We start from the raw sequence: 13,462 nt of genomic DNA, 5'->3' as shown, positions 1-13,462 counted from the left end.
TTGGACGGATCATGACCGTACCAATCCCCACCCCCATGACCGAAGCCGACCCCTACACGTTGGACCACGGCAGCACCAGCTACCGCGTGGACCGGTACGAGTTGGACCTCGACGTCAGGCTGGGCAGCAACAGGCTGGTCGGCAGGGCGGTCCTGCGATGCACAGCCTTGGAACCTCTGGCGCAGATTGTCCTTGACTTGGTGGGCCTGCGGGCCAGCAAAGTTCAACTGGACGGCAAGAAGCTCCAGAAGTTCAGCCACAGGGCAGAACACCTGGTTCTCACTCCGGCGTCCCCGTTGAAGCCTGGCCAGCAGTTCTCGCTTGAGATCCGCTACGACGGCAACCCCCAGCCCCGCCGCGGCCTCTGGGGCGATGTCGGTTGGGAAGAATTGAACGACGGCGTATTGGTCGCCGGCCAGCCCAACGGCGCGGCCTCATGGTTCCCCTGCAATGACCATCCCCGCTACAAGTCCAGCTTCCTCATCTCCGTCACCACAGACGACAACTACCGTCCTGTGTGCAATGGCACGTTGGTGTCCCACTCCCGCAAGTCGAGCCGTGAGACGTGGGTTTACGAACAGGCTGAACCCATGGCCACCTACCTCGCTACGGTGCAGATCGGCCGCTACGCCAAGGTTCCCCTGCACGTGGACGACACCCATCACCGGGTGCCGCAGTTCGTCGCGGTCACCCCCGAAATGGCGGTGGATGCTCTTCAAGGCCTGCGACGCCAGCCGGATATGATGCGGACCTTCGAGGACTGCTTCGGCCCCTACCCGTTCACCGACTACACATCGGTTGTCACGGAGGACGAGTTGGAAATCCCCCTGGAAGCCCAGACCGTCTCCATCTTTGGCCGAAACCATATGCGCGACTCCTGGGATTCCCAGCGCCTGATCGCCCACGAACTGTCCCACCAGTGGTTTGGGAACTCGCTGACCGTGAGCAGCTGGAAAGATATCTGGCTCCACGAAGGTTTCGCCTGCTACGCGGAGTGGCTGTGGTCCGAAGAATCCCGGACCATGACTGTTGCTGCGCGGGCAACGGCTGCATGGAAGAGGCTCGACGCCGGGCCGCAGGATCTGCTGGTGGGCGATCCCGGCCCGGAGCTGATGTTCGATGACCGTGTCTACAAGCGCGGTGCGCTGGCCGTTCATGCGGTGCGAATGGCAGCTGGGGACGAGGCCTTCTTTGGTTTCCTTCAGCACTGGACGGCCACCAACCGGCACAGCTCGGTGTCCACGGACGCGTTCATTGAGGCCGCGGATTCGTTCATTCCAGGCTTTGATGCTGCGTCGATTCTCCGGTCATGGCTCTACGAGGCTGCGCTTCCGCCGCTGCCTTCAGCGCGCTAGCCAACGGCCAGAGCGGCGACTAATCCTTCAGGCAGCTCCGCATCGGTGACATCCCGCAGGCCGGGCAGGTCCAACACGTCCAGCTCAGCCGGGTTACGCCGCAGGCCCTCGCCGGTCATCTTCAGCCATGCTTCCTTACGCGCCCAGAGCCGGGCGCGCTGCATGGCTCGATCCTGCTCCGGGATGGAGACCAGGAATTCCTTCTCGGCTGCGGTCAAGGCGACGTCGTCGAAGCCGTCGAAGCCAACCCGGCTGACCACATCAAGGTCCACACCCAGCCGCAGACCCTCTGCTGGACGTACGACGCCGGCCAACAGCAGCCAGCCCGACGCCCGGGACGCGCTGAGCGCCAGTGGCGCGGGACCGCCGTCGAGCAGGAAACCGGGGCGGCCGTGATCCTGGCCGGGGCCGCACTGCGGGCAGTGATAGTCGGGGACGAGCCGGGCAGGATCCACGTAGAGCAGCGAGGCGGCGAAGTGCTGCAAGGCCACGCGGCCAGCGACGAATTCTTCACGGTCCTTGGCACTGGTGAAACGGAGTGCGCGTTCCTGGGCAGGTTCCCCGAGCTTTTTGAGGTCGATGCCCGCACCAGGCACATCATCGAGCCTGCGCAGATCAATCACTGGGCTTTGCATCATGCCCCCTCTCACGGCTATGTTCCCAGCGACATGTTGCAACAGCTATGGGAGGATTTTCCCCGTCAGCCAGGCTTCAAACGACTCTGCCATCTCCCCGTGTCTATGCCCAAATCGGGCTCCCTCACGAAACGTTGCAGGGCATTCTGCGACGAGGAATTCGAAATGCCGAACACGTGCGATGCCCAGCCTTCGGAACCAGCGACCCGACGACCTGCTGAACAATCAGCAGCCTTCCGTGCTAGTCATCTCCCCTGAGCGATCGCTCATGCAGGCGCCGTCATAAATTCCCGGACATGCTCGATCGTTAGCCCTAAAGCCGGCCCTGGTCATACTCATCGCGATTTTGCTTAAGTGACATCGAACCTAGAATCGTGACGCGAGAATAGGAATGTTTCTGCACTATCTATTTTGAGTCTTAAAACACCCCTTGATTTATATGCCTTTTTGAAGTTTCCGTTTGAATCTGGACTTTATTCCTGACAAGGAGGTTCGCCTCCTGTACTCTGCAGCTAAACGAAACTAAATGGGCTGGTTGGCTCTACATTCTCAGCCTAAAAGATGAAGCGACTATCTTCCGGAGCTTGTAGCTTCGGATTGCATAAGGGATGACCCTTGTGCGCAACATGGAACAATGGTGTTCTAAATGTACAGGGGGACCCGATGATGAAAAACCGCCCTACCGCTGCCAATAAAGATTCCCAATACGATCTTGGCCAAATGCACCAAATCCCGCAGAATCTCAATCAAAAGTCACGCTTAGCCCTGGATGAACTTTTCCACTTAGGCAAATTGGAATTCACCCGAAGATTTGTAAGAGCTGGAAATTCCTTGCTGGCAATTTTGGTCGTAATGATCATGATCATGCTGCCGGCCACCAGCGCCCACGCAGCAACACCAACATTCGGCCACCGCTATCAAAACGGTGTTGGCAACGTCACGGCGTGGCTCAACTACTCCTCCGGAGTCGGCAATTGGGAACACCTCATCAAAGGTGCAGCAAATAACTGGATGTATCCCGGGTGGAGTAATCCCATCTACATCAGCTTCGTCGGTAGCAATATTGGCTCCACCATGGACTTTCATCAACACAATGATGCCTACTTTGGTGGAGGTATGAACGTCTTAGCCTGGACCTCCTTTTTCTCCGCCACCGGCGGCACAATCTACCCCGAGTCGTCCAATTGGACGTATGCAGAGGTACACATAAACAACTCCGTGTATAGCTTGGCCAGCACCAGCAACGAATCAGCTCTCGGGACTACCATCCACGAAATGGGTCACGCTTTCGGACTTGCCCACTACAACAACATTCCTTTCAGCATCATGTGCCAGACAGCCTATGGACGTGTCGCCCAACGAGTGACAGGGGTAGATAACGATGCCATCAACATCCTGTACTGATTCCACTCCAGGACCAATGCTTCGCCCCTGGCGGGCCAGCAGCTCACGCCTCTCCAGCTACAGAATGCAAGGGGGAACACCTACACCATGAACAAACTAAAAGCACCCATCATGATCCTGGCAGTGCTGCTGCTAGGTAACCTGCCGGCATGCGCAGCGGGCATGCCCAACTCCACAAACACGGAGTCCGGTCAGCTCGGTCAGCAGTCGGTTCCACAAAGCTCCAACGACGCCTATGCCAATATTCCAGCCGACCAGATTCGACTTGCCGGGACCGATGTTGATTTTATTTGGGAACCAACGGACCCCCTCTACGGGTTCAACAAGTATCCTATCGTCGCGCGAATTCACGTCGAGTCAATCAGCGGTGGACGTACATTCAGCCCCATCACCAATCAGTATGTGTTTCCTCAGACCGTGGGGAAAATGACTGTCCGAGAGGCCTACAAGGGCGACATTGTCCCGGGCGCGCAGGTGAACTATTCGCGGGTTGGCGGAACTGTAACTTACGACGAATACTGGAACAGTCTCAACAAGGCCCAGCAGGAAAAGATCCTGAAACTAAACGGCGGCACGAAGCCTACCGATGCAAAGTTCATCAGGGCAAAGATCACCGACGACGTCGACGTCGAGGCCGGTAAAGAGTATGTCGCCCTACTCATGCCACAAACGGGCCAGGATGGCCAATTGTCAGAATATTCAGTGCAGGGTTACCAGTACGGGCTCAGGGAGGTTAGAGGCAACGGCGCCCAAACCACCGTACTGAACAACGAAACCCATGAATGGGAGCGCCTCGACAGTTTCGTGAAACTTCCGTAGGTGAGGAGGCTGTCGAAGGCCGTTCTTCCATAAAGAGATACCCTCAGACACACAAAGGCTGGGGGTATCTCCATTGCCGTAGCCCCAACGAGCAGTCAATCCTGTCCGTGGCTACGCTGACGAATGCAGTGCCAGCGCCGCCGGCCTTGTATGCTTCACTCCGTCGTTCTCTGTTGCGGGCCAACCTTTATGGATTCCCTGTCTGGGCTTTATGCAGGGCCCTCAGGAACGGCTCCCCCAGTAACTTCCAATCCTCCTCGGACGCTTTCTCGTCGGCGATGTACTCCAGGCATTCATCCACCTCTGTAACTTTCGCCCCAGCAAGCTGCAGCCTTGGCAAACTTTGACAAGTGTTCCCCGCAGCCCTGAAGACGCTGTGGGGAACACTTGTTGGTGGGTTAACTCAACTGGGCTACTTCACCGACGTCAGGTAGTTCGCCAGCGTGGGTGTGATGCGGGTACCCGAGTTGGAGCTGCCGCCGTTGGTGTGGATGGCCATGATGGTGTTGGAGCTGTTGTAGACGGGGGCACCACTCTGGCCACCATAGGTATCCATCTTGTAGTAGACCTTCTCGGTGGTGGTGCTCTCAATGGGGCCGGTCATGGACCACATGGTGCCGAACGCTTTGTCCCCCGGGTAGCCGCGCACCGTTGTGCTGGTGCCATTCAGGCTGGCGGTGGTACCGGTGTAGTTAAGCCAGCCCGTGGTGTTGCCGATGGTGCAGTCGAGTTTGATGACGCCCCAGTCGGCGTTGGTGTTCGCCGAGTCGATCCAGCGCTGGTCCGTCAGGAGTTGTGTGGCGCCGCACGTACCGTAGGGATCGGTTGATCCATTGCGCCCCGGCGCCACTTTGACGCCCCAGGAGTAGTCAGCTGTCGATCCCGTGCCACCCTCATGCACGCAGTGCCCGGCAGTCAGCACGGTGTCATCGGAAATCAGGGCACCGGAGCAGATGTAGCCGCCGTTGAACTCAATCTGCACGATGGAGCGGTTGGGTGCAGCGGTGGTGTTAGTGATGCGGACGCGACCATCCGCACCGATGACTGAGTCCGTGGAGGCGCCGCCGTTCTTGGACGGTGCGGCAATCGTGTATCTGTCTGCCAATGCTGACGCGGCGGAACCGGACGTCTGCGACGGGTCCACTGTGTGCGATACAGGTTGGACCTCGGCGGAGGCTACTTGCGGCGTCGGCTCTGACGCTGTTGCGGCTCCACCAAGCGAGGACGTCAAAGCCATAACTGCAGCCCCGACAAGCAAAGCAACGTTCTGCTTCTTCATGGGTACCTTTCAAGGGACGGCTCTCAATGAACCGTGCGAGGGATGTGATACACATGCTTCACATGTGCATGACAAAACTGTCATACTGATGTGAATAGTCTGTCAAGATGCTGGGAGCTCAATCTCAATAAAAAGAAAATCCCCGGAACCATCAGGTCCCGGGGATTTACTCGAACAGGGCGCTTAGCGCTGGACTGCTCCGAAGCGCTCGGCCGCAACAGCAACAGCTGCGGCACGGGCTTCAGAAGCCTCATCCGCCGTCAGCGTGCGGTCGTCAGCACGGAAGCGGAGGCCGAACGCCAATGACTTCTTGCCTTCGTCGATGCCGGGACCCGCGTAGACATCGAACAACGCGACGTCTTCGAGGAGTTCGCCGGCACCTTCACGCAGTGCCGAGAGGACCTGGTCTGCCGGCACGTCCTGCGGGACAACCAAGGCAACGTCCTGCGTCGCTACGGGGAATCCGGAGATGTGCTTGGCCACGATCACGTCAGCGGCAGCTTCGAACAGTGCCTCCACGTTGACCTCAAGTGCCACGGAGCGTGCCGGCATGTCGTGCGCAGCCAGGAGCTTGGGGTGAAGCTCTCCGGCGTAGCCGACGACATCGCCGTTGCGCAGCGCGAGTTGCGCTGCACGACCAGGGTGGAACGCTTGGTGGCTGCCCTGGCTGACAACCAGCTCAACACCCAGGACGTCGGCCATCAGACGGGCAACATCCAAAGCGTCTGCCCAGTCCCAGGCCCGCGGCGTGTGCGTCGCTGCGGCCGGTGAATCATGTCCGGTCAGAACAGCGGCGATGTGCAGCGGCTGGTGCGGGACGCCGTCGTACAGTGCGTCAAGAACCTCATCCGAGGGCTTCACGCCAAGCGGCGGAATGGAATCCGTGCCCAGCGTCTCGCCCGGAAGGAAGACCGAGCCGGCCTCATATAGTGCCAGGTCACGGAAACCGCGCGAGTGGTTGCGGCGGGCGACCTCGATCAGGCCCGGCAGGATGGACGTGCGGAGGAATCCTTGTTCCTCGCTGATGGGGTTGGCCAGCTTCAACGCCGGCCGGGCCGCACCTTCAGCGGCCACACCGAAGGTGTCGTTGGCTGCCTTGGAGACGAACGGGTAGGACAGCACCTCGGTGAGCCCCGCATCCGCCAGAGCTTGGACGACGCGGCGCTTCTGCTGCTGGTTTCGGCTCAAGCCACGGCCCGGAGGGGCCACCGGAAGGGTCGAGGGGATGTTGTCGTAACCGACGAGGCGCGCGATTTCCTCGGACAGGTCTTCCTTGGTTTCGAGGTCATTGCGCCAGCTGGGAGCCGTGACCCTGTAACCGGCGGCGGTTTTTTCAACCACAGCGCCAAGGTCCCCAAGGGACGTGGTGATCTGCTCTTCGGTGAAATCGATGCCGATACGGGCTGCGGCGAACTCTGCCGGCAGATCAATGGTGACGGCGTCAGGAGCGGTTCCGACATCGGTCCCGGCCTCATCTGCAGTGCCACCGGCGAGCTCCACCAAGAGATCCACGACGCGCTGGGCAGCAATGTTGGCTACGTGCCAGTCCACCCCGCGCTCGAAGCGCTTGGAAGCCTCGGATGGCAGCTTGTGACGACGCCGCGAGCGGGCAATCGACACTTCATCGAAGTGCGCGGCTTCCACCAGGATGTTCGTGGTGGCGTCGGACACCTCAGTGTGCGCACCGCCCATCACCCCGGCGATGCCGATAGCGCCGGAGTCATCGGTGATCAGCAGGTCCTCGACGTCGAGCGTGCGCTCTTTGTCATCAAGGGTGGTGATCTTCTCCCCCGCCACTGCACGGCGCACCACGATGTCGCCCGCGAGCTTGTCGAGGTCGTAGCAGTGGTTCGGCTGGCCGAGCTCAAGCATCACGTAGTTGGAGATGTCCACGGGCAGCGAGATGGAGCGAACGCCGGCCAGGCGAAGGCGGGCTGACATCCACGGCGGCGTGGGACGTGAAGCATCCACGCCCCGGACCGTGCGGGCCACGAAACGGTCGCAGCCGGGCTTGCCGTAGATGGGGGCGTCGTCGTTGAGCTTGACGCCGTAGCCGCCGTGAAGGGAGTCCGGCGCGTTGACCTTCGACGCCGGATCCACGAACGAGGTTCCGGTGGCGTGGGCGTACTCGCGGGCTACACCGCGGATGGAGAACGCGTACCCGCGGTCCGGCGTGACGTTGATTTCGGCTGCCTGGTCATAGAGACCCAGGAGCTCCATCGCGTCAGTGCCGATCTCCGGGTCCAGGCCGATGCGGGACAGGACAAGGATGCCATCGTGGTCATCGCCGATGCCCAGTTCACGGACCGAAGCGATCATGCCCGCGGAAAGGTGACCGTAGGTCTTGCGCGCCGAGATCTGGAAGTTACCGGGCAGGACAGCTCCCGGCAGGGTGACAACCACTTTGTCGCCCTCAACAAAATTGTGGGCACCGCAGATGATGCCCTGCACGCCTGAAGGATCAATGCCCTCGCCTGTGAGCATCTGCTCCTGGCCTTCAGGGACCACGCGGACCTGGCACCAGTTGATGGTCTTGCCGTTGGTCTGCGGTTCCTTGACCAGGCTCAGAACCTGGCCCACCACAACAGGACCCGTCAATTCGTCCGTGGGACGGTGGACATCTTCTTCTTCAAAGCCAACCTTGACCAGGTCAGCCATGACGTCTTCGGCCGTTGCATCGGCCGGTACCTGCGCGAATTCACGCAGCCAGGAAAGTGGGATACGCACTGTTAGATCTCCATCCCGAAGTGCTCGCTGAAACGTACATCGCCTTCGATCATGTCGCGCATATCGCCGACCTCGTTGCGGAACATGAGCGTGCGCTCAATACCCATACCGAAGGCAAAACCTGAATAGATGTCCGGATCGATACCGGCTGCCCGGAGGACGTTGGGGTTGACCATGCCGCAGCCGCCCCACTCGATCCAGCGCGGACCACCCTTGGCACCGGGGTGCCAGATGTCCAGTTCGGCGGAAGGCTCCGTGAACGGGAAGTAGTTGGGGCGAAGGCGGATGGAGGCTTCGTCGCCGAACATCTGCCGGGCGAAGTGCTCCAGCGTGCCGCGGAGATCCGCCATGCTCAGGTCCTTGTCGATCGCCAGTCCCTCGAACTGGTGGAAGACAGGCGTGTGCGTGGCATCGAGTTCATCGGTGCGGAACACCTTGCCCGGGCACAGCACATAGATGGGAACTTCACGTTCCAGCATGGAGCGGACCTGCACGGGCGAGGTGTGGGTACGCATGAGCAGGTGCGCCTCGGGGGGCTCCACGAAGAACGTGTCCTGCATTTCGCGGGCCGGGTGGTCCGGCTTGAAGTTCAAAGCATCGAAGTTGAACCACTCGGACTCAACTTCGGGCCCTTCGGCAATTTCCCAGCCCATGCCAACAAAGATGTCCGAAACCCGGTCCTGCAAAGTCGACAGCGGGTGGCGGGCGCCTGCACGGCGACGACGCGGCGCGGCCGTCACATCCACGGTTTCTTCCACCAGGATACGGGCGTCATTCTCGGCCTCGAGGACCTCGGTGCGGGCTGCGAGCGCCTGGTTGACGCGGCCACGGGAGGATCCCATGAGCTTGCCGGCCGCAGCCTTGTGCTCCTTGGCGAGCCCACCGATTTCACGGTTGGCCAGGCTCAGCGGCGACTTCTCGCCGGTGTGGGCGAGGCGGACAGCCTTGAGTTCTTCGAGGGAGGATGCAGCCGAAATTGCGGCAATGGCGTCCTCGACGGCGGCGTTGATGGCGGCTTCATCCAGCGGATTCGGGATGGCAGCGCCTGGCAAAGTGTCAGTCATCTACTGTTCTTAGCTACGAGTAGGGAGCGGCCGGCAAGGCAGGCCTGCAAAACGAAAGGGCAGTGCTCGCCGCGGACGGCAGGCACTACCCTTCAGTCTAGTTGAACGTCACGGACGGGATTTAACCCACCGGAACACGTCCCGCTATGTGAAACTTTCGACGGCGGCAATCCCCTAGGCGCCCGACGGCGGTGCGGTGGGCGGCGGCGGCGACTGGCCGTCGTCGTGGTTCTGAACCGGCTGCTGGGGCGGCTGCGGCCCTTGCGCTGGCGGCGCGCCCGGCGTGTAACCCTGCCCGGCCCAATCTTGCCGGGGTGCCTGGGAGGGCGGCTGGGGGTAGGAATCCTGTTGAACTGGATGCTGGTAAGTTTCCTGCCCCGGTTGGGGTGCATTGCCCTGCTGTCCATACGGTGCTGCGCCGGCGAGCGCCGGTTTCGCGGACTTCCTGCGCAACAGCACGAACAGCAGCACTAATGCTGCTGCGATGACCAGCAAAGCCACCAGCGTCCAGATGATCCACATCGGCACGCCCGCGTTGGCTTCAGCTTTGGCCTGGACCACCGTCTCGTTAATGGAGAGCATGTCGAACGTTGCCGTGTTGCCATCGACGGTGGCGCCCTTTGCCTCCACTACCTTGCCCGGGAACGTGAACTTGACGGAGGCTTCGTCAAACATGGACTTGGCCATGCTGGAAGCCTGGGGGTCGCTGCTGTCGGCGCCGGTCACTCCGCCCATGGAGAGGACATAGAAGTCCCCTTCCTTCTTCAGCTCGAAGGGGTTCTCCGAACTGGAAGACTCAGCGAGCTTGGACGGGTCAAGGTTGGCCGCGGTGATCCGCTTGCCTTTGTATTTTTCGTCTTCGTAGTCCACCACCGTGGCACCGTCGGGGATATCCATCTGCTGGCTGCCACTGCCATTGGACTCCATGAACTCGTCGAAGGACTTCTCGCCCAGCACGGATTTCTGGATGGCGTAGACAACCTCGTAGTCCACGCTCTTTTCATTGTTGACCTTCACGGACATGTTGAGCTTGACGCAACCGGTCAGTGCAACCATCACCGCAAGCAGGACACCGACGACGCCCAAGGCGCGTTTCGCGTTCATTGATCCTCTTCCCCCATATTCATTCCCCTGCACCGGCGGGTGCCCGATCAGCGTATCCTCGCCGCCCGCGCCGTGCCATAGGCGAGGGGTCTAGCATTGCTTCATGACTCCCGCGCAACGCCTACGGCAGGTCGCAAACGTCCTGAACCTGTCCACGCTGCTGGGGCTCGGTGTCGCCACCGCCGCCCGGACTACGGTGTCCCGAGGGCCCCGCGGACTTCTGATCGCCGCCGGGTACGACTGGAAACTCCCCCACGCAGGAGCTTTCACGCTGGGGAACGTCGTCATCTACCGCGCACCCCACGGGGTAGCTGGCAGCAACGCTGTACTGCTGGGGCACGAGGAACGCCACAGCACCCAATACGCGTACTGCCTGGGCTTGCCGTTCCTTGCCCTCTATGGAGTCGCCGCTGGCTGGTCAATGCTCCGCAGCGGCAATCCGGCGTCGGGCAACTTCTTTGAGCGCCAGGCAGGGCTCGCGGCAGGCGGATACATTGACATTGACCACCATCGGCGGGACCGACCTGCCGGCAACGGAATCGAGGCCTCATGAAACGAACCATCACTGTTACCGGGACCGCGAGCGCCAAGGCTGTTCCGGACCTGGTCACGTTGATGCTCGGCGTGGAGACGCGCCGGGACACAGCAGCGAAAGCCTACGACGACGCCGGAAAGGCGGCCGGCGCTGTCGCTGCCAGTCTGCGATTGGCAGGCGTCACCGACGTCGACCTGAGGACCAGCGGCCTGAACCTGCGCGCCGATCTGGTCTGGGTGGAAGGGCAGGGCCAAAAGGTGACGGCCTATGTGGCCTCGACCACCCTGCACGTGGGAATTCGTTCGCATGCGGATGCTCCAGCGGCTATAGCGGCCGCAGTTGCGGCCGGTGGAGACGACATCAGGATCAACAGCATCGAGCAAGGCTTCGCCGATGCAACGCAGGTCACGGCCCAGGCGCAGGAAGGGGCGTGGCAGGACGCCCTTGCGCGTGCCGAACAGTACGCATCACTGGCCTCTGCGCGGTTGGGGCAGGTGAAGTCCATTTCCCAGGAGCCTGTGCATGGCACCCCCATCCCCCTGGGCGGGATGGTCAGGGCGTCCTTCTCCGCTGAAGCCCTGCCCGTTGAGGCAGGAGAGTCCTCCGTATCGGCCAGCGTCACGGTGGAATGGGAACTTCTCTAGTGGATGGCGCCGGCACTCAATTTAGCGTCAGCCTGGGTCCGTAGGGCTGTCCGGACGACGACGGCGAGACCCTCCGCCATGGATTCCAACGGCATGGATGGCGTGTCACCTTCCGTTGACACCTGCTCTGGCAGGCACGGAACATGCACGAACCCGCCGCGAACCGATGGCCGTGACGCGAGGAAATGCATCAAGGCGTAGAAGATGTGGTTGCACACGTACGTTCCGGCAGACTGCGAGACCTCGGCCTTGATTCCCGCGATCCGGAGGTCCCGCAGTGCAGCCTTAATGGGCAGTGTCGCGAAGTACGCTACCGGGCCGCCGGGGACCACTTCCTCATCAACAGGTTTCCGGCCTTTGTTGTCGGGGATCCGCGCGTCATCGATGTTGATGGCCACACGTTCCAGGGATATCCGTGAACGGCCGCCGGCCAAGCCTGCACAGATCACAAGGTCCGGGTTGAAGGTGCCTATGGCCTGGCTAAGGGTAACTGCCGACTCACCAAAGACGCACGGCAACTCCAGGGCTTCGACGTCGAGGCCTTCGGCCCTGAGGATGTCCCGTGCACGGCGCACGGCGAGCCAGGAAGGATTGATGTCCTCATTCCCGAACGGTTCAAAGCCAGTCAGCAGGATCATGGGCCCAACCTTAGCAACGCCCGACTGCACACTTCGGCAATCTCCCCATGGGGTCCTTGACAATCATTCGAACATACATTCGAATGGAGTTCATGAGATGGGACGCACAAGCACTTTCACCAACGCGTGGACCGGCGTCCGGAACCAGCAGCAATCCGGCTCCCGGCCCTGCCCCGGCCGTGGACGCCCTGTTGCCGCTGTCCGGGCTTGTGCGTTCCATCTCGACACCCGAATTCTCCGGAGTCACCTTCCATGAGGTCACCGCAAAGTCAGTGCTCAACAAGGTGCCTTCGGGCTCCACCATGCCTTTCGAATGGACCGTAAATCCGTACCGCGGATGCAGCCATGCCTGCGTCTACTGCTTCGCCCGCAAGAGCCACACGTACTTGGAGTTCGACGCCGGGCGGGACTTCGACTCGCAAGTGGTGGTCAAGATCAACGCAGCCGAAGTGCTCCGCAAGGAACTTGCCAAACCGTCCTGGGAACGGCATCAGGTGGCGCTGGGAACCAACACAGACCCGTACCAACGGGCCGAGGGCCGCTACGCGCTCATGCCCGGAATCATCCAGGCACTGGCCGATTCCGGCACCCCGTTCTCCATCCTGACCAAGGGGACCCTTCTGGCCCGGGACATTCCCCTGCTCAAGCACGCTGCGACCATGGTCCCTGTGGACCTCGGAATCTCGCTGGCCATGACCAATGAGGAGCTTGCCGAACTGGTCGAACCCGGCACCCCTTCTCCGAGGGCCCGGCTCAAACTCATCTCCCGGCTCCGGGATGCCGGCCTCGGCTGCGGCGTCATGGCGATGCCCATCCTGCCGTGGCTGACAGACTCGGATGAGGCCCTTGATTCGTTGTTCAGCGAACTTGCGAAAGCCGGCGCTACGGGCGTCACGGCCGGCGCACTGTACCTCAAGCCAGGGACGCGGGAGTGGTACATGCAGTGGCTGGCAACCCAGCACCCCGAACTCGTGGGCAAGTACCGCCGCCTCTACGGCCAAGGCTCCTACGTCTCCAAGGAATACAGCACCTGGCTGACCAGCCGTATCAGTCACTTCAAAGCGAAGTACGGCTACACCAGGACCTCAGGATTCAGCCACCGCAATGCCCGCCCTGCCCAGGCATCCGCAGCCACCCCTGCGGTCGGCAGTGCTCCCCTGCCTGGACAGCAGCCGCTCTTCTGAGGGCCGCGGCCGCGCAGAGTCGACCCGGACAAGACGAACCCGGACAAGACAGGGCAGCACTTGCCTGCTCCACT

Annotated in this window: 12 protein-coding genes; 6 read left to right on the top strand and 6 right to left on the bottom strand. The window is 61.3% G+C overall.

The features are described 5' to 3' along the window. Nucleotides 1–11 precede the first annotated feature (11 nt). A complete protein-coding gene (locus J3D46_RS13070; RefSeq protein ID WP_253467664.1) occupies nucleotides 12–1,355 on the top strand; it encodes a M1 family metallopeptidase in 1,344 nt (447 codons plus the stop codon). Here the strand turns inward: J3D46_RS13070 and J3D46_RS13065 are convergent. Next, nucleotides 1,352–1,993 carry a 4'-phosphopantetheinyl transferase superfamily protein gene (locus J3D46_RS13065; RefSeq protein ID WP_253467662.1) on the bottom strand — a complete coding sequence of 214 codons (642 nt, stop codon included), beginning with the start codon at nucleotides 1,991–1,993 and terminating at the stop codon, nucleotides 1,352–1,354. The genes J3D46_RS13070 and J3D46_RS13065 overlap by 4 nt on opposite strands. 660 nt (nucleotides 1,994–2,653) lie before the next feature. Here J3D46_RS13065 and J3D46_RS13060 point away from each other — a divergent pair. Both J3D46_RS13060 and J3D46_RS13055 read left to right on the top strand, forming a co-directional pair. Continuing rightward, nucleotides 2,654–3,394, top strand: coding sequence for a matrixin family metalloprotease (locus J3D46_RS13060; RefSeq protein ID WP_231339192.1), 741 nt, complete (start codon nucleotides 2,654–2,656; stop codon nucleotides 3,392–3,394). Nucleotides 3,395–3,481: 87 nt separating this feature from the next. Continuing rightward, entirely contained in the window at nucleotides 3,482–4,213 is a 732-nt protein-coding gene (locus J3D46_RS13055) for a hypothetical protein (RefSeq protein WP_253467659.1), read from the top strand. Between the two features lie 412 nt (nucleotides 4,214–4,625). Here the strand turns inward: J3D46_RS13055 and J3D46_RS13050 are convergent, their stop codons facing one another. From J3D46_RS13050 to J3D46_RS13035, 4 genes are all read right to left on the bottom strand, one after another. After that, complete coding sequence (locus J3D46_RS13050; protein WP_231339190.1) at nucleotides 4,626–5,492, bottom strand: serine protease; 867 nt, start codon at nucleotides 5,490–5,492, stop codon at nucleotides 4,626–4,628. 183 nt (nucleotides 5,493–5,675) lie between these two features. Continuing rightward, nucleotides 5,676–8,219 (bottom strand): phenylalanine--tRNA ligase subunit beta, encoded by a 2,544-nt coding sequence (gene pheT / locus J3D46_RS13045; protein WP_253467655.1) that lies wholly within the window; start codon nucleotides 8,217–8,219, stop codon nucleotides 5,676–5,678. 2 nt (nucleotides 8,220–8,221) lie between these two features. Next, entirely contained in the window at nucleotides 8,222–9,283 is a 1,062-nt protein-coding gene (gene pheS / locus J3D46_RS13040) for a phenylalanine--tRNA ligase subunit alpha (protein WP_159707253.1), read from the bottom strand. A 174-nt stretch (nucleotides 9,284–9,457) separates the two neighbouring features. Then, nucleotides 9,458–10,387, bottom strand: a complete 930-nt coding sequence (locus J3D46_RS13035; protein WP_253467652.1) for a hypothetical protein — start codon at nucleotides 10,385–10,387, stop codon at nucleotides 9,458–9,460. 103 nt (nucleotides 10,388–10,490) lie between these two features. Here J3D46_RS13035 and J3D46_RS13030 point away from each other — a divergent pair, with 103 nt between their 5' ends. Then, nucleotides 10,491–10,940 carry a hypothetical protein gene (locus J3D46_RS13030; protein WP_231339186.1) on the top strand — a complete coding sequence of 150 codons (450 nt, stop codon included), beginning with the start codon at nucleotides 10,491–10,493 and terminating at the stop codon, nucleotides 10,938–10,940. Further along, nucleotides 10,937–11,566 carry an SIMPL domain-containing protein gene (locus J3D46_RS13025; protein WP_231339185.1) on the top strand — a complete coding sequence of 210 codons (630 nt, stop codon included), beginning with the start codon at nucleotides 10,937–10,939 and terminating at the stop codon, nucleotides 11,564–11,566. Before J3D46_RS13030 ends, J3D46_RS13025 begins: the two co-directional genes overlap by 4 nt. Here J3D46_RS13025 and pcp read toward each other — a convergent pair. Further along, nucleotides 11,563–12,204, bottom strand: coding sequence for a pyroglutamyl-peptidase I (gene pcp / locus J3D46_RS13020; protein WP_253467649.1), 642 nt, complete (start codon nucleotides 12,202–12,204; stop codon nucleotides 11,563–11,565). The genes J3D46_RS13025 and pcp overlap by 4 nt on opposite strands. A 92-nt stretch (nucleotides 12,205–12,296) precedes the next feature. On the opposite strand from pcp, the gene J3D46_RS13015 reads away from it, so the two are divergent. Then, nucleotides 12,297–13,388 (top strand): Rv2578c family radical SAM protein, encoded by a 1,092-nt coding sequence (locus J3D46_RS13015; RefSeq protein ID WP_231339183.1) that lies wholly within the window; start codon nucleotides 12,297–12,299, stop codon nucleotides 13,386–13,388. Nucleotides 13,389–13,462: the final 74 nt, after the last annotated feature.

The organism is Paenarthrobacter sp. A20, assembly GCF_024168825.1.
GTDB lineage: Bacteria > Actinomycetota > Actinomycetes > Actinomycetales > Micrococcaceae > Arthrobacter.
The sequence above is the reverse complement of the archived record's forward strand: the minus strand, read 5'-3'. Positions and strand labels throughout refer to the sequence as shown.

Bases quoted from the DNA above. Each gene is read 5' to 3' on its own strand.
- J3D46_RS13070 (WP_253467664.1), top strand. From the start codon at position 12: ATGACCGTACCAATCCCCACCCCCATGACCGAAGCCGACCCCTACACG.
- J3D46_RS13065 (WP_253467662.1), bottom strand. From the start codon at position 1,993: ATGATGCAAAGCCCAGTGATTGATCTGCGCAGGCTCGATGATGTGCCT.
- J3D46_RS13060 (WP_231339192.1), top strand. From the start codon at position 2,654: ATGATGAAAAACCGCCCTACCGCTGCCAATAAAGATTCCCAATACGAT.
- J3D46_RS13055 (WP_253467659.1), top strand. From the start codon at position 3,482: ATGAACAAACTAAAAGCACCCATCATGATCCTGGCAGTGCTGCTGCTA.
- J3D46_RS13050 (WP_231339190.1), bottom strand. From the start codon at position 5,492: ATGAAGAAGCAGAACGTTGCTTTGCTTGTCGGGGCTGCAGTTATGGCT.
- pheS (WP_159707253.1), bottom strand. From the start codon at position 9,283: ATGACTGACACTTTGCCAGGCGCTGCCATCCCGAATCCGCTGGATGAA.
- J3D46_RS13035 (WP_253467652.1), bottom strand. From the start codon at position 10,387: ATGAACGCGAAACGCGCCTTGGGCGTCGTCGGTGTCCTGCTTGCGGTG.
- J3D46_RS13030 (WP_231339186.1), top strand. From the start codon at position 10,491: ATGACTCCCGCGCAACGCCTACGGCAGGTCGCAAACGTCCTGAACCTG.
- J3D46_RS13025 (WP_231339185.1), top strand. From the start codon at position 10,937: ATGAAACGAACCATCACTGTTACCGGGACCGCGAGCGCCAAGGCTGTT.
- pcp (WP_253467649.1), bottom strand. From the start codon at position 12,204: ATGATCCTGCTGACTGGCTTTGAACCGTTCGGGAATGAGGACATCAAT.
- J3D46_RS13015 (WP_231339183.1), top strand. From the start codon at position 12,297: ATGAGATGGGACGCACAAGCACTTTCACCAACGCGTGGACCGGCGTCC.